The following is an 18,547-nucleotide window of genomic DNA, read 5'->3' as shown; positions in this document are numbered from 1 at the left end:
CTCAATAAATGCTGTCTTTTAATAAAAACAGCGCCTATCAATCAGCGCTGGTCACTTTTGCTGCTATCATTAAGATTGAGTATAAGATCAATTCTGTAATAGAGAGAATATACGTTGAACAAGGCCAGCGTTAACACCGAACATTATCTTTATACTGAGCTCAAGCAGCTGCTAAAATCCGACGACAAAATATTTGAATTTATAGAGAGTTCTTCACTCGATGGTATGTGGTTCTGGGACCTAGAAAAACCTGAAAACGAGTGGATGAGCCCGACTTTTTGGCAAACCTTGGGTTATAGTGCTGAGGATATGAAACACCTTGCTTCAGAGTGGCAGGGTATAATCAATCAAGAAGACTTTTCGTTAGCATTAGAAAACTTTGAAAAACACTGCAACGATGCAAACCACCCCTATGATCAAATTGTGAGATATACCCACAAAAACGGCAAAACGGTGTGGATCCGATGTCGAGGTATCGCTATTCGTGATGAATACGGTAAGCCTATAAGAATGTTGGGCGCACATACTGACATTACCGCTCTTAAGGAACATGAAATCAAGCGAATAGAACAAGCGACAAAACAAAAGCTTGTGCTGCAGAAGCAGGCTGATCTATTAAAGGAGCTTGAACAAACAGCCAATATTGGTACTTGGGAAGTGGATCTTAAGACCAACGAAGTAATTTGGAGTGAACAAACCAAGCGAATACACGAAGTCCCTTTCAACTATAAGCCTTCTATTGAATCAGGAATCGCTTTTTATAAACCCGGAGAGAGCCAGAAGTTGATAACAGAAGCCGTCTCACTCGGGATTGAGCAAGGTAAATCATGGGATTTAGAACTCGAGTTGGTTACCTATAAAGGCAATTCTATTTGGGTTAAAGCTCTGGGCAAACCCATGTTTGAAAATGAAGAATGTGTAGGTCTTTTTGGGGTTTTTCAAGATATCACTCGGCAAAAAGAAATTGAACAAAAAGAAAAATTGATGAGAGAAAGAGCAGAAGCGGAGTCCATTAGATTACAGTTAGCCAATGATGCACTGGGTTTAGGTGTTTGGGAGTGGGATCTTAAAACAGACGAATTGCACTGGGATGATTGGATGTATGAGTTGTATGGCATTGATAAGGCAAAATTTTCTGGGGCTTTTGATGCATGGGAAAGTGCTGTTTATCCAGATGACATTGATAAAACAAAGGCTCTGCTCAATAAGGCAATACGGGAAAACGTAGCATTTGACACACAGTTTCGTATTACTGGCACAGGTGGTGAAACTAAGCATATTAAGGCCAATGCCAAGGTCATACATGATGATTCGCAAAACGCAGTTAGGGTGGTCGGCGTAAATTATGATATTACGGAAAGAGTAAATACGCTTGAAGTATTAGAATCGGAAAAACTCAAAGCAGAGTCTGCGGCTCAAGCAAAAACAGAGTTCTTAGCGAATATGAGCCATGAAATCCGGACCCCCATGAATGCCATTTTAGGTGGCTTACAATTATTGCAGCAGCTGAATTTAAGTGATAATAACAGTAAGGTTCTTGATAATGCAGCATTTTCGGCTCAAAGCCTGCTATCGATCATTAACGATATACTTGATTTTTCTAAAATAGAATCAAACAAATTAGTGATTGAAAAAGCGCCTTTTTCTGTTGTAGAGGTTTTAGAGTCAGTCAAATACGATGTTGATGCATTGGTTAGTAATAAGGCCATAGATTTAATTATAACAATGAATAAATCCGTTAGTGAGCATTGGGTTGGCGACATTGTTAGAGTAAAACAAATTATCTTAAACTTGGTGACAAATGCTGTTAAGTTTACTAACCAAGGCTCTGTCGAAATTAAACTGTCCACTCATAAACAACAAGGAAGACAAGCGCTAAAAGTTGAAGTCATCGATACAGGCATAGGCATGTCAACCGATATGCAGTCAAAAATATTTGATAGATTCACTCAGGCAGACGCGTCTACAACTCGCAAACATGGTGGTACGGGTTTGGGCATGTCAATTACGCTTAGTTTAGTTAAATTGATGGGAGGCGAAATCGAGTTAACGAGTAAGGAAGGGCTCGGAACGTCAGTGACAGTTATTCTGCCATTGGATAAAACCAGCCTTATTAACAAAAATCAACGCATTAAACATTTAAATGCCCCAGTACTTTTAGGAAAGAAAGTATTAATCGCAGAGGACAACAAAATTAATCAAGTCGTTATTCGCAGCATGCTCGAACCAACGAATGCGGCGTTAACCATAGTAGAAAATGGTGTTGAGGCTTTACATGCCGTAAAAAGTGAGAATTTTGATTTAATTTTGATGGATATCCACATGCCAGAGATGGACGGCAAAGAAGCACAGCTAGAGATTGCAAAAATAAACCCAAACATACCCGTTGTTGCCTTAACCGCGAATGTTATGCCAGAAGACGTAGCATGCTACCTTAACCAAGGGTTTGTATATCATCTTGCAAAGCCATTAGATATGAATTTGTTGTATGGAGTTATCAAGAACTATACCTTTTAATGACTCGGTATTAATACTTTTAACGAGCTCTATATTTCATTGAGACAAGGTCGCTTAGCTTGAAATTTACGCCCACGTATCCAAATTTTCGCCTTTGTTTTCCTCATGATGTTTATTTTCCTCATCTTCTTCATCGCTGTCGGGGATTTTATCCTCATTTTCCAGTTGACGCTTTAACGCCATTTCTGCTTTTAAATCGTTTTTTACTTTCTCAACTTTGTAGTGCTGCACCCCGGCAACATGAAAAGTTGGTTTGTGACTGACATCCAGCCTGACAATTGGCCCTAAAAAGGGTTTATATGCATCCATATTTCACCTCAAGTAACTCTCTGTTGTATCTACTTATTATCGGCAGTTATAAGCTAGACTTTAAATAAATTAAAAAAATGATTGCCAACACTCATGTTAGTATGTTTATCTATAAATGTACTTAATTAGACAGCAAACAGATTTCAAGGTTTTATTATGTTTATCACACTGACAGCCGTTCATCATCACCATCATCATACGGGATAACCTGTCAGTTATTTCGCTGGTGGGTTATTCCTTAAAGGAACCTCCGGCGAGACCATAATAGTCCAAGTTTATTTCGCCCCGAGGTTCCGCCTCGGGGTTTTTCGTTTTAAGAATTAGGAAATAAATTATGAGCAACAACAACCGTTTAAGAATCGCAATTCAAAAATCAGGGCGCCTATCAAAAGACTGTCAGGCGCTTTTAAAGCAACTTGGGGTGAAATTAAACCTGCGCGAGCAACGCCTAATTGCACACTCCACCAATATGCCTATCGACGTCCTACGAGTTCGCGATGACGACATTCCCGGCCTGGTAATGGATGGCGTATGTGACTTAGGGATTGTCGGCGAAAACGTGCTCGAAGAAGTACAAGCAGAGCGAGTTCGTAACGACCAAGTTGCTGACGTGAAAAAGCTCTCTAAATTAGACTTTGGCTTTTGCCGTTTAGCCTTAGCCTGGCCACAAGAGCTGGGTCAACAAGACAAAGCTTGGTTCAATGGCAAACGCATTGCCACCACTTACCCAGAAATCCTTAAACAATACTTACAACGTGAAAACATCGACGCCAGCGTCGTTATGCTAACGGGCTCTGTTGAAGTAGCGCCGCGCGCTGGGCTGGCTGATGCAATTTGCGATCTGGTATCAACCGGTGCCACCCTTGAAGCCAATGGCCTAATGCAAGGCGATACCATCTTAGAATCGAACGCGTGTTTAATTCAAAATGCCAACTTAACTGATACCAGCAAGTTGTCGTTAATTAATACCTTAATGCCGCGCCTTAAAGGGGTGAAACAAGCCAAAGAAAGCAAATACATCATGATGCACGCTCCTAAGGATAAATTGGACCAAGTGTGTGAGCTATTACCTGGCACAGGTCAACCAACCTTGTTAGCTTTAGCTGGCAGCGATGACTACGTAGCCTTGCACATGGTCAGCTCTGAAACCTTATTCTGGGAAACCATGGAAGAGCTCAAAGCGCTCGGTGCCAATTCCATTCTTGTTATGCCAATTGAAAAGATGATGGAGTAAAGTCATGCTAGTGTGGCAACAAGCCTCTGCCAGTGAACGTGCTGCTAGCCTTAATCGACCTGCTGTGTCAGTGAGCGAGGAGGTAAAAAGCAGCGTTGAAGAGATAATCAGCAATGTTAAACAGCGCGGTGATGACGCCCTACTCTACTACGCTGAGTTATTTGATAAGCGTACAACCCCAAGGATTGTCGTTCCACAGCAAGAAATAGATGACAGTGAAAGGCAATTATCACCTGAGCTAAAATCGGCAATCGAGCAAGCGTATGGCAACATAAGAAAGTTCCATGAGCAACAGCAGCCGCAACCGGTTGTAGTTGATACCCAACCTGGTGTGCGTTGTGAATTACGCTATCAAGCAATTGCCGCAGTGGGGTTATACATTCCAGGAGGCAGTGCACCATTGCCTTCATCGGTGTTGATGCAAGGTGTATGTGCGCAATTAAGTGGCGCCAGCACCATTGTGTTAGCCACCCCAGTTAAGGGCGATGAGCGCATCAATCCAGCTATCTTATATGCAGCGAAACTCTGCGGAGTCACCACGGTAGTGGAGTGTGGCGGCGCTGGAGCCATTGCCGCTATGGCGTTTGGCACCGAGAGCGTGCCACAAGTAAACAAAATATTTGGCCCAGGAAATAGCTTTGTCACCATGGCAAAACAGCTGCTATCACAATCGGTGCCTGGTCTTGCTATTGATATGCCGGCAGGCCCCTCTGAAGTGTTAGTGATTGCTGATAATGGCGCTAACCCTGAGTTTATTGCCGCAGACTTACTTTCTCAGGCAGAGCACGGCAGTGATTCTCAAGTGATACTATTATGCGATTGTGAACGCACGATAGTGGCAACTCAAGCGGCACTTGAGCGGCAGTTACAAACGCTCAGCCGTGCTGACATTGCCCGCGCCGCACTCGAAAATAGCAGTTTGATTTTAGTGGCCGATTTAAGCCAAGCGTTTGCTATTTCGGGAGAGTATGGTCCTGAGCACCTGATTTTACAAATTCGTGATGCTGAGCAATACCTGCCCTTAGTTAAAAACGCAGGTTCGGTGTTTGTTGGCGACTATAGCCCAGAATCAGCTGGTGATTACGCCTCTGGCACCAACCACGTACTACCAACGTACGGCTATTCTAAAACTTATTCGAGCTTGAATTTAATGGATTTTTATAAGGCCTATACGGTACAGACTATTTCAAAGTCTGGCTTACAGACATTAAGTTCCGCCATTTTGCCTATTGCTGAGGCCGAGGGCTTAGACGCCCACGCCAATGCCGTGAAAGTACGCTTGGAGAAGTAAAAATGAGCAATATATCGTTACCAAAGAACATTGAACAACTGAAAGCGTATAGCTCAGCTAAAAGTGAAAAGCTGACTGGTACCACTTGGCTGAATGCCAATGAGAGCCCTTATAACAAGGTGTTAGAGCAGCGTTTCGAGGACTTAAATCGGTATCCAGATCCGCAACCGCAAGCGGTTATTGCAGCCTATGCCAGCTACGCTAACGTCAACGCCGAACAAGTGTTAATGACCCGTGGCGCCGACGAAGGGATAGAGCTACTGGTGCGGACATTCTGCCAGCCGAGCCAAGACAGTATCGCCATTTTTACGCCAACGTATGGCATGTATAAAGTCACAGCCGATACCCACAATGTGGCCATTAATGAACTGAGCCAGAATGATTTAGCTGAGCTTGAAGTGGATGAACTGGTAACGGCCATAGCTGGAGCTAAGTTGGTGTTTATTTGTAACCCAAATAATCCCACAGGGTCGATGCAAAGTGTTGAGCGCATTGCCGCTTTAGCAAAACGTCTACAAGGGCAAGCCTTGGTGGTTGTCGATGAAGCTTATATTGAGTTTTGTTACCAGCAAACGGCTGCAGGGCTAATTGCAGAGTTTAGTAATATTGTGGTGCTACGAACACTGTCAAAGGCATTTGCTCTGGCTGGATTGCGCGTGGGCTTTATGCTTGCCAGTAAAACGTTACTCGCACCTATTCGTAAAGTAATTGCGCCCTACCCGGTCTCCACTGTGGTGGCGCAAATAGCTGAGCAAGCGTTAACCGTTAATGCTATTACCCAAATGCAGCGCCAAGTGAGTATTTTGAATCTCGCCAAACAGCAGCTTATTAGTTGGTTAGAGCAAAGCGATATTGTCACTCAAGTATTAGTGGGTGAAGGCAACTTTGTCACCCTACAACTGAGTGACAAGCAATTTATTACCACAGCCATGGAGCAAGGTCTGATCATGCGACCCTTTGTGTTATACGGTCAGGATAACTGGCTTAGGATCTCCATTGGCAATGAGCAAGAGTTAAAACAAGTTAAGTGTTGGCTAGAGCAAGGCCAACCAGTAAAGGAAGTATCATGAGCGCCCCCTATTTATTTATTGACCGTGACGGCACCATTATTGAAGAGCCGGTAACGGATAAACAAGTTGATAGCCTTGAAAAACTCGCCTTACTGCCGAATGTCATTCCGGCATTATTGGCATTACAAAGTGCGGGTTACAAGTTAGTGATGGTGTCGAATCAAGATGGTCTTGGCACCGCCAGTTTTCCAAAGCCTGATTTTGATGCCCCACAAGATAAAATGATGCAAATTTTAACCAGCCAAGGCATTCAATTCGAAGACGTACTTATTTGCCCGCACTTTGATAGTGATGGCTGTCAGTGTCGTAAACCCAAAACTGGTTTGCTCACTGAGCTTATGCGTTCAGGCAAGGTTGACCTTAGCAAGTCAGCGGTGATTGGTGACCGTGATACCGACCTTCAGCTGGCTGAGAATTTGTGCATTAAAGGCATACGCTATGAAGATAATTGGCCTGCCATCGTGACCGAATTAACCACAGCCAATCGTCAAGCCGAGGTTGTTCGCAATACCAAAGAAACGCAAATAGCGGTGAAGGTCAATTTGGATCAACAAGCCAATGGTAGCATTACTACCGGTTTGGGCTTTTTTGATCACATGCTGGATCAAATCAGAACCCACGCCAACATTGGTTTGACCGTGCAAGCGAAGGGAGATCTCCATATTGATGAGCATCACTTAGTCGAAGACATTGGTATCGCTTTAGGCGTGGCGTTTAAACAAGCTTTGGGCACCAAGTCGAAAATAGCACGCTATGGCTTTGCTTTGCCAATGGATGAGTGTAAAACAGAATGTCAGTTGGACTTGTCAGGTCGGGCTTCATTTGTGCTAAACGCCGACTTCAGTCGTGAAAAAGTGGGCGGCTTAGACGTACAGATGGTAGAGCATTTCTTCAAATCATTTGCTGATAATGCCGCAGTAAGCTTAATTCTGAGTGTCAGTCAGGGCAATGCCCACCATCAAGTTGAGGGGCTGTTTAAAGCCTTTTCCCGTGCCATTAGAATGGCCATCGCAGTGGACGAATCTCAGCAAACGGCAAGTTCTAAGGGGTGTTTATGATTGCCATAATCAATACCGGCTGTGCCAATATCAACTCGGTACGTTTTGCCTTTGAACGTTTAGGGGTGACACCGGAAGTGATCACCGCACCAGAAAAACTAGCGCAATTTGATCGTGCTATTTTGCCCGGAGTTGGCCACGCCAATGTTGCCATGCAGCGTTTACGGCAACAAGGTTGGGATCAGGCTATTGCAGAATATCAGCGGCCGCTGATGGGGATCTGTCTTGGCATGCAGCTGTTGTGCGAATCGACTGAAGAAGGCGGCATTGACTGTCTTGGTCAGATACCTGGTCAGGTTAAATTACTCGATACCCAAGGCCAAACCGCTCCCCACATGGGCTGGAATAACTTACAGGTTCAGCAACAGCACCCTCTTGCGTTAGGTATTACGGCTCAAGATCAAGTGTATTTTGTCCACAGTTTTGCTCATACCGTAAACCAGTCCACCTTGGTCAGTGGCGAATATGGCGAAACGTTCTCAGCCATTGTGGCAAAAGACAATTACGCAGGAATGCAATTCCACCCTGAACGCAGTGGTAAAGTGGGGGCCACTTTGCTGCAAAATTTCATTAATTGGCAACTATAAGGACGACACATGATTATTCCCGCGTTGGACGTATTAAATAACAACATTGTGCGTCTTTACCAAGGTAAATACGAAACCGCACAATTCTACCCTTTTGAACTGGCAGCACGACTGCTTGAGTATCAGGATGCCGGGGCGCAGAAACTGCATTTGGTGGACTTAGAGGGCGCCCGTGATCCAGATAAAAAACAATGGCAAGTGATCCAGCAGGCAACTCAACAGTTAACGGTTCCTTATCAAGTAGGTGGTGGCATTCGTCGTCAGGAGGATGTTGCACAGTGGTTAGAAGCTGGCGCCGCGCAAGTGGTGATTGGGTCCATGGCCGTAGAGCAGCAGCAAATGGTGAGCGACTGGATTGCTCAATTTGGCCCAGAGCGATTCGTGATTGCCCTGGATGTTAACAAAACTGCCAGAGGGTGGCAGCCTGCTACCCATGGCTGGTTGAATGACGCTGAACACGATTTATTTGAATTGCTGGATTACTATTATCAACAGGGTGTGGTTAACTTTTTATGTACGGATATCAGTAAAGATGGCACCATGACCGGTCCCTCTTTCCAGCTTTACCAAGATATTGTTAATCACAATAGCAAGATTCAGGTGCAGGCATCCGGCGGTGTCAGCAGCTTAAGTGATATTGAACAGTTGGCACAGCAAGGCGCTGGAGGAGTAATACTGGGTAAATCGCTACTTGAAGGGGTGTTTACGGTTGAGGAGGCGTTGGCATGTTATCAAAACGCATAATTCCCTGTTTGGACGTTAAAAATGGTCAAGTGGTTAAAGGTGTAAAGTTTCAGGGCCATGAAATCGTTGGTGATATTTTGGATTTAGCCCAACGCTACAGTGCCGCTGGTGCCGATGAGCTGGTGTTTTATGAGATCAGTGCCAGCGTTGAAAAGCGGTTGTTGGACGTAAACTGGGTGGCCGAAGTGGCCAGACACATTGAAATCCCATTTTGCGTAGCCGGTGGCATTAAGTCGGTTGCCGATGCGGCTCGAGTATTAGAGCAAGGTGCTGATAAGATTTCCATCAACAGCCCGGCTATTGCCAGACCAGAGCTTATTAAAGAGTTGCACGATGAGTTTGGTAAGCAGTGCGTGGTGGTCGGAATTGATAGCTTTTATGATGCCGAAACCAATGAATACTTGGTTTACCAACTTACTGGCGACCCTAATGCCTCCAGCCGTACCCGTTACAAAACTCAAGAGTGGGTGGAGCGGGTACAGCAACTTGGTGCCGGTGAAATCGTGTTAAATTGTATGAATCAAGATGGCGTAAGAAAAGGCTATGACATTGAGCAGCTTGCAAATATCAGAAGCCAGTGTGACATTCCACTGATCGCATCCGGTGGTGCGGGCAGTATGCAAGATTTTGTTGATGTGTTTGAGCAAGCCAATGTAGATGGCGCCCTTGCCGCCAGCGTGTTCCACAAAGGTATTATCGACATTCCAGAACTAAAACACTTTTTAGCCGACAATAAGGTGGCGACTCGACTATGTTAATTACTCAGGAAAATATGACTCAGGTAGACTTTGCCAAGTCGGAGTTAATCCCAGCAATTGTACAAGATGTGTCCACGGGGACGGTGCTAATGCAAGGGTTTATGAACCAAGCCGCTTTAGCCGTAACCTTTGAAAAGCAATTGGTGACTTTTTATTCGCGCTCAAAGCAACGACTTTGGACCAAAGGAGAAAGCTCCAATAACGTGCTGCGGTTACACTCAGTGCATACCGATTGTGATTTTGATAGCCTGCTTATTTTTGCTGAGCCTGAGGGACCTACATGCCACTTGGGCAGCGAAAGCTGTTTTGCTGAAGCCACCCCTGAGCTGGCTTTTATAGGCAAGTTAGAGCGAGTCATTGCCGAGCGTAAAAATGCCTCGCCAGACAGCAGTTACACTGCGAGTCTTTTTGCTAAAGACTTGAGTCGAAGCTGTCAAAAAGTCGGGGAAGAGGGAGTTGAAGTCGCCCTGGCGGCGATGAAACATGACAATGAAGAATTGTTAAATGAGTCAGCTGATTTACTCTATCATCTCATTGTGTTGCTACAGCGCCAAGGTCTAACCTTAGCAGAGGTGGCAACCACCCTAGCCTCACGGCATAAATAACAACATGAGCCAATAAAGTGGCTGTCACCGCAGCCACTTTATTGTACATCCGTCCCGCTCTAACAGCGTCTGCCAGTTAAGGTTTGTATTAAACACAGGCATTTCTATGATTTTTTATTATGCTTGGGTAATACTTAGACTGAATGCAATATATAACATGAACTCAAAGCAACTGCTCATTACTATATTACCCACTATGTTAGTGGGCTGCTCTACCCTAACCCCGAAACAACAGCAGCAAGTATCGCAACTAGACGGTTGCGATAAACTAGCAGTTGTTATCAAGCAAAGTCAGGTTGGCTTTGCTGATTTAAAAGGCGCTGAGGTTGGAGCTAAATTGTTAAAGTCTTGGCAAGCCAAAGCACACCTAGTGGGCGAACAATGCCAAATTGTGGCGCCGCTAAAAGCTGGCGAGAAGTACCTTTGTGTAGAGTCGTTTGCCAATTATGACGACGCGGTGACCATGCTACAGTATGGTGAAAGCCTTTTGTCACAGTGTTTGGGGGGAGATTGGCAAAAACAGCTAGAACGACCATTACCTAAGTATCAGACTCGTTATCATGGTGCAGAAAATAGCGCGACAATCAGCTTATCTTTAGCGCAAAGTTTGAGTAAAAGATCGCCCTGGCAATTGACACTCGACGTCACAGCAAGCAACAGCGAATAATACCAATCCGCATTAATACCTGCTCAATTTGAGGGAGCAAATTCGACGCTAACTACGTTAAAAATTTCTTATTTAGAACAACTAAATAGCAAAATTTTCGCCTTGCCTACACGGATGTAGGTACCTTGGCGGTAGCAGGACGCGAGAGCGGTGTTATCGACAGAATTTTCTTGCCTCAAATAGACCACTTAATTAAGCGAATTGGTATAACCGTTTTGTTTACGTACTGTGGTGGACGCAAAGTTAAGAGTTGGCGGTTCGCACTCTTGTCATAACAGTGACATGCATAGACAATAATATAACTCGACAAATGAAAAGCGTCGTTAGATGCGATCTAATTTGTCGAGATAAACATGGTACACAATAGCGCTGAGTATACTAACCAAGCACAACTATTTTTAATAAATTTAGCCAGTAGCAAAGACAGACTTACCGCAGCTAGCAAGCAGTTTGAGGCCTTTGGTATTGCCTTTGAACGTATCGAGGCGGTGTATGGTAAGGCGCTGTCACCACAGCAGTTAAATCAATATTACTGTGCTAAGTTGAATGCTAGGCAGTTTTACCGACCCCTTAGTGTAGGTGAGATTGGTTGTTATATTAGTCATTTAAAAGCGCTGGAGCAGATTGTCGCACGGCAACTGCCTTACGCCTTTATTTTTGAAGATGATTTCCAGTTGCAGCCTCAGTTTCGCCATTGTTTATCTTTGCCAAGCACCATTCCATTTAAGTGGGACGTGATAAAGCTCGCTCCTTATGGCAAAAAAAGTTATCACAGCGATTTTGCTATTCCATTGCCCAGTGGTGAGCAGCTAGTGAGTCAACGCAAAGTATCGACTGGAGCATGTGCCCATTTAATCAGCCTCGATGGCGCCAAAAAAATCTTAGCCGCACAGCCTTTTGGTAGGCCTTTTGACACCGACTTACAGTATTTTTGGGAAAAAGATCTCGACATATTCATGTTAGAGCCGCACCCAGTGCTTCAGGGAACTCATTTTGCAAGTACCATTGCTGCTCAGTCTGACCCTAAATCCAAAAGGGGCCGTTTTTTTAAAAAGCAGTGGCTTCAGATCAGAAAGTTTATTTGCAACCGCCATTATCAAGCTCAGAACCGTGCTAAATACCAAGCATACTTACATCAATAAGCAGTAAAAATAATGTGATTTTTTACTAGAGACTGGACTACAAAAAGGCTAAATTAAACAAGACTTATAACGAAGATATGCTAATATTTAAGATTATTGCAAAAAGTATAATTTTTGTTTAATCCATTGATAATAATAACGTTGAGGGAGCACCTTGTGTCTATCGAAATAAACTTTGAACTATCAGATGCAGATTTAGAACACTTTCGCGGCATGATGAAAGCGGCGATTGAAAAAAATAGCCAAATGAGCGATAGCGAAATCATTGCTAAAGCCAGAGAGCTGGTGGCATCGATGGAAAAATCCAACTTACCTGAATTTGTCAGTACTCGTTTGCTGTCTCTTCAAACTCTAATTGATGCTGTGCTCGACGAAGAGTGGCAAATGCCCGAAGATGAAAAGCGTGAAATCATGGCATCTCTTGCTTATTTTAGTGAACCAGAAGACATTGTTCCTGATAATGTTCCGGTACTAGGCTTCATTGATGATGCCATTATGATTGAGCTTGTACTTCAAGAGTTATCATTAGATCTCAAAGCATACCGCGAATTCTGTGGTTTTAGAGCCACCGAAGAGGCCCGCCGTGGCGAAGGTGCCAAGGTAGACCGTGAAAGCTGGTTGGCGGGTACCCGCTCGCAAATCCGTTCTTCGATGCGCCGTGGTCGCACCAAAAACCGTTCAAGATTCTTCTCTCGTATTATGTAATCTTTTTTATCTTGGCCACAAAGGCTCAGTAACAAGAGCAAATAAACACAATCGAGAACACCTAGATACGAAAAAAGGGAAGCCAATGGTAGTTGGTCTTCCCTTTGCTTAGTTTATCTATTCGGTTTACTTGCTTGCGTGTGGGTGTGCAACTCCCATCCAAGCTTGATAAAGGCGTTGTTGCGAAGCCGTTGGCGTTGTCACTGGAGTGACTTTTCTTGGCTTATCATACTTGGTTGCCAAGGTTAGCTCGGTAGTCATTAATTTATCTCTACGAATAAAGTGTACGGTAACTTCTTGCCCCGGATTAAAATGCTGTAAGCTGGCGGCTAAAGTTTCACGTACATGGTGCCTATCGAAGGACACTATTTGATCACCCGCTGTCAGTCCCGCTTGCCAAGCATTGCCATCTTTAGCGACGCGTTGCAGTTGCAGTAGTTCACCCAGTTTGCTTGCTTTGCCATCAAAGCCTGCCACTACTTGGCTGTCTTCTGGATAAGCAAAGTTCAGTCCTACTTTTTGCAGTAACCCAGCAAAATCAATCTTTGCCGGAGAATCAACATACTGTTGCCACCAATCACTGTAGTCACGACCAGACAGTTGTTTTAAAATCGCTTTAACGTCCTCACTGGTGAAGCTGTTTGGCAATTTGTGTTGTTTATATAGCTCGCGGTGGACATCGCGGTAACTAACCTTGCCCTCTGAGTGGATTAATAAATCAAGATCTAAGGCCATGGACACCAAAGCGCCTTCAGAATAAATATTCGTGCTGAAGTTGTGGCCGTGATCGCCACCTTGGTTGATCCATTTATCAAAACTGCTGTGGGCTACCGATTGTACTGTGCGTCCAGGTGTTTCAAGGTGACGATTGATACGCTTGGTAAGCATGTCTAGGTATTCATCATTGCTGGTGATCCCGGCGCTCAGCAGTAAATAATCTTCAAAATAACTGGTAGATCCTTCAGCCAGCCATAATAAATCCGTGTAGTTAGGCGCAACATAATCATAGGGTACTAACCCAGCTGGGCGATAATTTTTAACGTTCCAGGTATGGATAAACTCATGTGCTGCAGTGGCAATAAAGCCTACGTAGTCTTCGCGTTCTTTAAAGCTATCGCGATGGCGTTGAATAATGGTGGAGTTTAGGTGCTCTGTCGCGCCCCTTGCGCCGCTGGTCGCATGTACCATAAAGACATAACGTTGGTAAGGGTATTGGTGCCAAATAAGCGAACCCGTTTGCACCAATTTTTTTAGGTCCGAAATCATCATTTCTACGTCGTAATTTCCTTCACCCCAAATCACCAGCTCGTAGTCACGATCGTCAACGCTAAATTGATGTAGTTGGTTGATACCCGTCTCAATTGGCGAATCAAGTAAAATATCATAATTTTCAGCCTTAAAACTGTGTTTTGTATCGCCATACTGCATACCAGAGACTGAACGCCAACCGCTAGGAACAGCTAATTCCACCGTCACCGGCTCGCTGCGAAAAGCGTCGCTGAACATAAAAAAGCCTGAAGCGTCGATAAAAGCATGGCTATCATCCACATGCCGCGCCCGTAAGCCCAGTTCATTGGCATACACTTGATATTGAACATGGACTTTGGTTGGCTCTTTGAGATGTACACGCCAGGTGTTTTTATCTATTTTTTGCCATTGCAATGGCTCGTTGTCGTCAGTGCTGGCACTGAAAAAGCGAATGCCGTTAGCCAAATCTAAGATTTCATAACGACCTGTGCGCCAATCAGGCAGTTTAATATCCAAACTGGCCTGGCTTGTTTTTGGGAAGGTCATTTCGACGTTAGCAAGGTGATGCTCAGGTTGTTCGAATGACACTTTGTATTCGACCGTGGCATAAGCATTGAGCGCTATCATCCCTAATAGACTGAGAAAAGATTTTTTCATAATTTTGAGGTGCTTTATTATTTTTTGGCAATCTAGCAGATAGCTTTAAATGGCGCTAATGAATATCGATGAATAGCCGTTACAATTCGATACTTTACGCCGTTAAAATATCGCGCACATTGTCGTAAATTGTTGTAGACTTATAGACTAAGATATTAATAAAAGACTGGAATTTCGTGACTGACAACGCCGTAAAACTCGAGCAAAAACTCAATCAAGCGATTGCAGCTAGAAAAACGCTCGAGGATGCTAGAAAACAACAAATAGAATTATTAACTCAGTTTGTGTCAAAACTCTCTCTTGCTTGTAAAGGTCAGGACGTTTCACTGGATAACCAGCTGGCAAAGTTTCGCAGCGCCTTAAACAAAGGCGTAGACTTTGAACACCTAGTCCCACTTATCGAAAATATATCGGAACCGTTAAAACAACAAGAAAGCACCAACAACGCCAATCATCGTGCTTTAGTGCAAGCTATTCAGCAAAGTGGACGATCACTGCAAAAAGTAAAGGGCGTGCCGGATGATGCTAGACGCAAATTGCGCACAATACTCGATAGTGAATTACAAGATATTAATTCTACCAATGGTTTTCTTCCAGTTTTAGAAGCGTTAGTCAGCATATACCATCAAGTTTTACAGTCGAAAGTTGAAGTATCCGAGGATACCTTAGCCGGTAAGTTCCCAGATTTGGCCTCGGATTTACTGGCCCTGATCAATGAGCTCATTTTTGAAGAGTCAATGCTGGAGCAAGTCAGTGAGATCCGCAGTAGTATTTTGGCCAATGACAGCCTAGAAAACCTCTATGATTGCGCAGCCCAAGTAATAAAAATCATAGCCCATGCCATCGCCAAAGAACGGCAATCGGCGCAGGGCTTTTTGGTGTCGTTGAACCAAACCTTAGAAGAGCTGCACCGTTCAGTGGTTGAAACCACGGCGCGTTCAAAGTCCACTTCGAAAGAGTTAGCTACCCTCAATGAGCGCATTGAAAACAAGATTCAAACGTTGAATGAGAAAACTCAAAGTGCACAGTCCATCACTGAACTCAAACAACTGGTAGATAACGAACTGAAACAACTCAGTGCTGAACTTATTGAGCGCGACAAATTAGAGCGCAATGAGCGTGAAGCCTTGTTGGATTCATTTGATGCCATTAACCATAGAATTAATACCCTGGAGTCCAAGGTTAGCAGTTATAAGCGGCGCTTAAATGAACAAAAGTACAAAAGCCTATTGGATAGTCTGACTAAGCTGCCTAATCGCGCCGCGTTTGATGAGCGTTTAAATCAAGAACTGCATTTGTTTGAAGTGAATAAAAGTGACATTACCCTAGTGGTAATCGATGTCGATCACTTTAAATCTATAAACGACCAGTACGGTCACAGTGCTGGGGATAAAACACTGCAAGTCATTGCCAGAGCTTTGCGAAAATCCATTCGCAAAAGTGACTTTATTGCCCGCTATGGTGGAGAAGAGTTTGTGTTATTGATGCCAGGCATGTCGCTCAATAATGCTCAAAAGCCACTTGAAAAAGTCAGGCAAGTCATCAAATCAATACCATTTAAATTTAAAGAAAACGAAGTAGTTATTACTATTTCTCTTGGGGCGACACAATTTAAGCAAGGTGATACTAGCTTAACGGTCTTTGACCGTGCTGATGCTGCCCTCTATGAAGCAAAGAATAGCGGTAGAGACAGGCTTTGTCTCAAATAAACGCTTGGCACAACCACAAGGAGTAAGCCGATGCGAGTAGAACTCAACCCTACTGGGGTGTTGAATTTATTATCAAAGTTAGAGGTGGACTTACTACAACAGTCGACCACCAGTGAGCGTTATAGGCTATTCAGAAACTGTGCATTAGCGGTGTTAAATGTTGGCAGTCACACCGACTCAAGTGCCGAAATCTACGATAAATATAAAAATTTTGATATTCAACTGCTCGCCCGTGAGCGTGGCATAAAAATAGCGTTAGATAACCCACCTGAATCCGCTTTTGTTGATGGTCAGATAATCACCGGGATCCATGAACATATTTTCTCGGTTATTCGAGATATTTTATTTATTTGCCAAAAATACCAGGGAACAAGCGAGTCTGCTGAAGCAATCACGCACATGGTGTTTGATATGCTCAGAAATGCCGACGCCTTAGAAGTGAATAAAGACCCCAACATGATTGTCTGCTGGGGCGGCCATTCAATTAACGAAACCGAATACAAATACACTAAACAAGTAGGCTATCAACTGGGCTTGCGCGGTTTAAACATTTGTACAGGCTGTGGCCCTGGAGCAATGAAAGGGCCAATGAAAGGGGCCACTATAGGTCATGCGAAACAGCGTATTACCAACAACCGCTACCTCGGCCTGACCGAGCCGAGCATTATTGCGGCTGAGCCACCTAACCCTATCGTCAATGAGTTGGTGATATTGCCAGACATTGAGAAGCGTCTCGAAGCCTTTATTCGCGTTGCTCATGGCATCATCATCTTCCCAGGAGGCGCGGGCACTGCCGAGGAGCTGTTGTACTTACTCGGGATTTTGCTTCACCCAGAAAACCAGAAACAGCACCTACCGGTGATTTTAACCGGTCCTAAAGAGTCTGCAGCGTATTTCCAAGAGCTGAGCGCTTTTGTTGAAAAGACCCTTGGCAAAGCAGCATTAGAGAAGTTTGAAGTGATTATTGATGACCCAGAGCGTGTAGCACAGAAGTTAAAGCAATCGATGATCCCAGTGCGAGAATATCGTAAGCATCAAGGCGACGCCTATTATTTTAATTGGACGCTCAAAATTGATAATGATTTTCAACAGCCATTCGCCCCAACCCACGAAAACATGGCCGCTTTGGACTTGCACTTAGAACAGCCTAAGCAGCTATTGGCGGCCAACTTGCGCCGAGCATTTTCGGGAATTGTAGCCGGTAATGTCAAAGACGAAGGCATAAACGCCATTCGTAACCATGGGCCTTATACCCTAAGCGGAGACAAAAGCTTGATGCAAGACATGGATAAATTGCTAGGCGCATTTGTTGCCCAAGGTAGAATGAAACTACCAGGCAGCAAATATGTTCCTTGCTATGAGATTAAAGCCTAAGTCATTACCATGAAACCAAGGCTGTTATTAATAGATGCGCTCAACCTAATTCGGCGCATCTATGCTGTTCATGAGCCAAAATCCGCAACAGAGCAAGAGGTGCACCTTAAAGCCTGTTGTCTGCGGGTTGAGAAGGCGGTGCGTTCATTACTTAATAAAATGGCTGCAAGTCACGCCGTTGCAGTGTTTGATGGTGAACGTAGTTGGCGTTATGAATTTTATCCAAACTATAAAATGAACCGTCAACCCATGCCCGAGACATTAAAAAACAACCTCGACAAGTTTATGGCCGCGTTTGCCGCCGCTGGGGTGAGCAGTTTTTCCCCGGATAATGATGAAGCCGATGATGTTATCGCGACCTTGGCGAGCAAAGCCGCTGAGGCTGGAATTGCTGCCACCGTGGTCTCCACGGATAAAGGCTTTTTACCACTATTGAGTGAGCAGATAAGTGTCTATGATCATTTTAAAAAATCATTTATTACTAGCGAGGATGTCAAAAGTCGCTTCTCGGTCAGCAAAGAAAAGCTGACGCTATTTTGGGCTTTAAGCGGTGACAGAACCAATGATATTCCTGGGGTCAGTGGTATTGGTATAAAAACAGCTAAAGAATTATTGGCACGTTTTAATGACTATGATGCTATGCTCAGTGCCGAGCAACTCACTGAATCGCAGCGAGGCAAATTGCAAGCTGGTGGCAATGACTTCGTTGTGAGTTTAGCATTGGTGACATTGCGACAAGACATCGAATTAGGCTTCAGCCTCAAAGACCTTCGTATTAGCTAATCGCATAGTCGTTGCCCAGCATAGCAGAGTCGGTTAGGCTGGCAGTGATAGTGGTGGCAAATAAGTGGAACTAAGGCCATGCCTTAGCA

17 protein-coding genes are annotated in these 18,547 nt (G+C 44.2%); 15 read left to right on the top strand and 2 right to left on the bottom strand.

Annotated features, from left to right (window positions below):
* Positions 1 to 114: 114 nt before the first annotated feature.
* Positions 115 to 2,517 carry a PAS domain-containing hybrid sensor histidine kinase/response regulator gene (locus tag R3P39_RS02950; protein WP_336565526.1) on the top strand — a complete coding sequence of 801 codons (2,403 nt, stop codon included), beginning with the start codon at positions 115 to 117 and terminating at the stop codon, positions 2,515 to 2,517.
* Positions 2,518 to 2,583: 66 nt separating this feature from the next.
* Here the strand turns inward: R3P39_RS02950 and R3P39_RS02945 are convergent, their stop codons facing one another.
* Positions 2,584 to 2,826, bottom strand: a complete 243-nt coding sequence (locus tag R3P39_RS02945; RefSeq protein ID WP_336565525.1) for a hypothetical protein — start codon at positions 2,824 to 2,826, stop codon at positions 2,584 to 2,586.
* 334 nt (positions 2,827 to 3,160) lie between these two features.
* Between R3P39_RS02945 and hisG the strand changes: the two genes are divergently transcribed.
* The 11 genes from hisG to R3P39_RS02890 all read left to right on the top strand — a co-directional run bounded on the left by hisG (position 3,161) and on the right by R3P39_RS02890 (position 12,687).
* Positions 3,161 to 4,060, top strand: coding sequence for an ATP phosphoribosyltransferase (gene hisG, locus R3P39_RS02940; protein WP_336565524.1), 900 nt, complete (start codon positions 3,161 to 3,163; stop codon positions 4,058 to 4,060).
* Positions 4,061 to 4,064: 4 nt separating this feature from the next.
* On the top strand, positions 4,065 to 5,351 hold the full coding sequence (gene hisD / locus R3P39_RS02935; protein WP_336565523.1) for a histidinol dehydrogenase: 1,287 nt from the start codon (positions 4,065 to 4,067) through the stop codon (positions 5,349 to 5,351).
* Positions 5,352 to 5,353: 2 nt separating this feature from the next.
* Positions 5,354 to 6,421, top strand: a complete 1,068-nt coding sequence (gene hisC / locus R3P39_RS02930; RefSeq protein ID WP_336565522.1) for a histidinol-phosphate transaminase — start codon at positions 5,354 to 5,356, stop codon at positions 6,419 to 6,421.
* The gene (hisB, locus tag R3P39_RS02925; RefSeq protein WP_336565521.1) at positions 6,418 to 7,479 is read left to right on the top strand and encodes a bifunctional histidinol-phosphatase/imidazoleglycerol-phosphate dehydratase HisB; all 1,062 of its coding nucleotides are present in this window, start codon (positions 6,418 to 6,420) and stop codon (positions 7,477 to 7,479) included. The genes hisC and hisB overlap by 4 nt, the downstream gene beginning before the upstream one ends.
* Entirely contained in the window at positions 7,476 to 8,066 is a 591-nt protein-coding gene (hisH, locus tag R3P39_RS02920) for an imidazole glycerol phosphate synthase subunit HisH (protein WP_336565520.1), read from the top strand. The genes hisB and hisH overlap by 4 nt, the downstream gene beginning before the upstream one ends.
* Before the next feature lie 9 nt (positions 8,067 to 8,075).
* Entirely contained in the window at positions 8,076 to 8,810 is a 735-nt protein-coding gene (gene hisA / locus R3P39_RS02915) for a 1-(5-phosphoribosyl)-5-[(5-phosphoribosylamino)methylideneamino]imidazole-4-carboxamide isomerase (RefSeq protein ID WP_336565519.1), read from the top strand.
* Positions 8,792 to 9,568, top strand: a complete 777-nt coding sequence (hisF, locus tag R3P39_RS02910) for an imidazole glycerol phosphate synthase subunit HisF (protein WP_336565518.1) — start codon at positions 8,792 to 8,794, stop codon at positions 9,566 to 9,568. The genes hisA and hisF overlap by 19 nt, the downstream gene beginning before the upstream one ends.
* The gene (hisIE, locus tag R3P39_RS02905) at positions 9,562 to 10,173 is read left to right on the top strand and encodes a bifunctional phosphoribosyl-AMP cyclohydrolase/phosphoribosyl-ATP diphosphatase HisIE (protein ID WP_336565516.1); all 612 of its coding nucleotides are present in this window, start codon (positions 9,562 to 9,564) and stop codon (positions 10,171 to 10,173) included. The genes hisF and hisIE overlap by 7 nt, the downstream gene beginning before the upstream one ends.
* A gap of 157 nt (positions 10,174 to 10,330) precedes the next feature.
* Entirely contained in the window at positions 10,331 to 10,840 is a 510-nt protein-coding gene (locus R3P39_RS02900; RefSeq protein ID WP_336565515.1) for a hypothetical protein, read from the top strand.
* A gap of 353 nt (positions 10,841 to 11,193) precedes the next feature.
* A complete protein-coding gene (locus R3P39_RS02895) occupies positions 11,194 to 11,982 on the top strand; it encodes a glycosyltransferase family 25 protein (protein ID WP_336565514.1) in 789 nt (262 codons plus the stop codon).
* Positions 11,983 to 12,138: 156 nt separating this feature from the next.
* Entirely contained in the window at positions 12,139 to 12,687 is a 549-nt protein-coding gene (locus tag R3P39_RS02890) for a YkvA family protein (protein WP_336565513.1), read from the top strand.
* A gap of 126 nt (positions 12,688 to 12,813) precedes the next feature.
* Here the strand turns inward: R3P39_RS02890 and R3P39_RS02885 are convergent, their stop codons facing one another.
* On the bottom strand, positions 12,814 to 14,592 hold the full coding sequence (locus tag R3P39_RS02885) for a M61 family metallopeptidase (RefSeq protein ID WP_336565512.1): 1,779 nt from the start codon (positions 14,590 to 14,592) through the stop codon (positions 12,814 to 12,816).
* Positions 14,593 to 14,768: 176 nt separating this feature from the next.
* On the opposite strand from R3P39_RS02885, the gene R3P39_RS02880 reads away from it, so the two are divergent.
* The 3 genes from R3P39_RS02880 to xni are packed head-to-tail and all read left to right on the top strand — an operon-like array spanning position 14,769 to position 18,458.
* Positions 14,769 to 16,301: a diguanylate cyclase gene (locus R3P39_RS02880; RefSeq protein WP_336565511.1), complete on the top strand. Its 1,533-nt coding sequence runs from the start codon at positions 14,769 to 14,771 to the stop codon at positions 16,299 to 16,301.
* A gap of 30 nt (positions 16,302 to 16,331) precedes the next feature.
* Positions 16,332 to 17,675, top strand: a complete 1,344-nt coding sequence (gene ppnN / locus R3P39_RS02875) for a nucleotide 5'-monophosphate nucleosidase PpnN (RefSeq protein WP_336565510.1) — start codon at positions 16,332 to 16,334, stop codon at positions 17,673 to 17,675.
* A 9-nt stretch (positions 17,676 to 17,684) separates the two neighbouring features.
* A complete protein-coding gene (xni, locus tag R3P39_RS02870; RefSeq protein WP_336565509.1) occupies positions 17,685 to 18,458 on the top strand; it encodes a flap endonuclease Xni in 774 nt (257 codons plus the stop codon).
* The last annotated feature ends 89 nt before the right edge of the window (positions 18,459 to 18,547 follow it).

Source organism: Pseudoalteromonas sp. UG3-2 (genome assembly GCF_037120705.1).
Lineage (GTDB): Bacteria > Pseudomonadota > Gammaproteobacteria > Enterobacterales > Alteromonadaceae > Pseudoalteromonas.
This window is presented reverse-complemented; position numbering and strand designations above follow the sequence as displayed.

Bases quoted from the DNA above. Each gene is read 5' to 3' on its own strand.
- R3P39_RS02945 (WP_336565525.1), bottom strand. From the start codon at position 2,826: ATGGATGCATATAAACCCTTTTTAGGGCCAATTGTCAGGCTGGATGTC.
- hisG (WP_336565524.1), top strand. From the start codon at position 3,161: ATGAGCAACAACAACCGTTTAAGAATCGCAATTCAAAAATCAGGGCGC.
- hisD (WP_336565523.1), top strand. From the start codon at position 4,065: ATGCTAGTGTGGCAACAAGCCTCTGCCAGTGAACGTGCTGCTAGCCTT.
- hisC (WP_336565522.1), top strand. From the start codon at position 5,354: ATGAGCAATATATCGTTACCAAAGAACATTGAACAACTGAAAGCGTAT.
- hisB (WP_336565521.1), top strand. From the start codon at position 6,418: ATGAGCGCCCCCTATTTATTTATTGACCGTGACGGCACCATTATTGAA.
- hisH (WP_336565520.1), top strand. From the start codon at position 7,476: ATGATTGCCATAATCAATACCGGCTGTGCCAATATCAACTCGGTACGT.
- hisA (WP_336565519.1), top strand. From the start codon at position 8,076: ATGATTATTCCCGCGTTGGACGTATTAAATAACAACATTGTGCGTCTT.
- hisF (WP_336565518.1), top strand. From the start codon at position 8,792: ATGTTATCAAAACGCATAATTCCCTGTTTGGACGTTAAAAATGGTCAA.
- hisIE (WP_336565516.1), top strand. From the start codon at position 9,562: ATGTTAATTACTCAGGAAAATATGACTCAGGTAGACTTTGCCAAGTCG.
- R3P39_RS02900 (WP_336565515.1), top strand. From the start codon at position 10,331: ATGAACTCAAAGCAACTGCTCATTACTATATTACCCACTATGTTAGTG.
- R3P39_RS02895 (WP_336565514.1), top strand. From the start codon at position 11,194: ATGGTACACAATAGCGCTGAGTATACTAACCAAGCACAACTATTTTTA.
- R3P39_RS02885 (WP_336565512.1), bottom strand. From the start codon at position 14,592: ATGAAAAAATCTTTTCTCAGTCTATTAGGGATGATAGCGCTCAATGCT.
- ppnN (WP_336565510.1), top strand. From the start codon at position 16,332: ATGCGAGTAGAACTCAACCCTACTGGGGTGTTGAATTTATTATCAAAG.
- xni (WP_336565509.1), top strand. From the start codon at position 17,685: ATGAAACCAAGGCTGTTATTAATAGATGCGCTCAACCTAATTCGGCGC.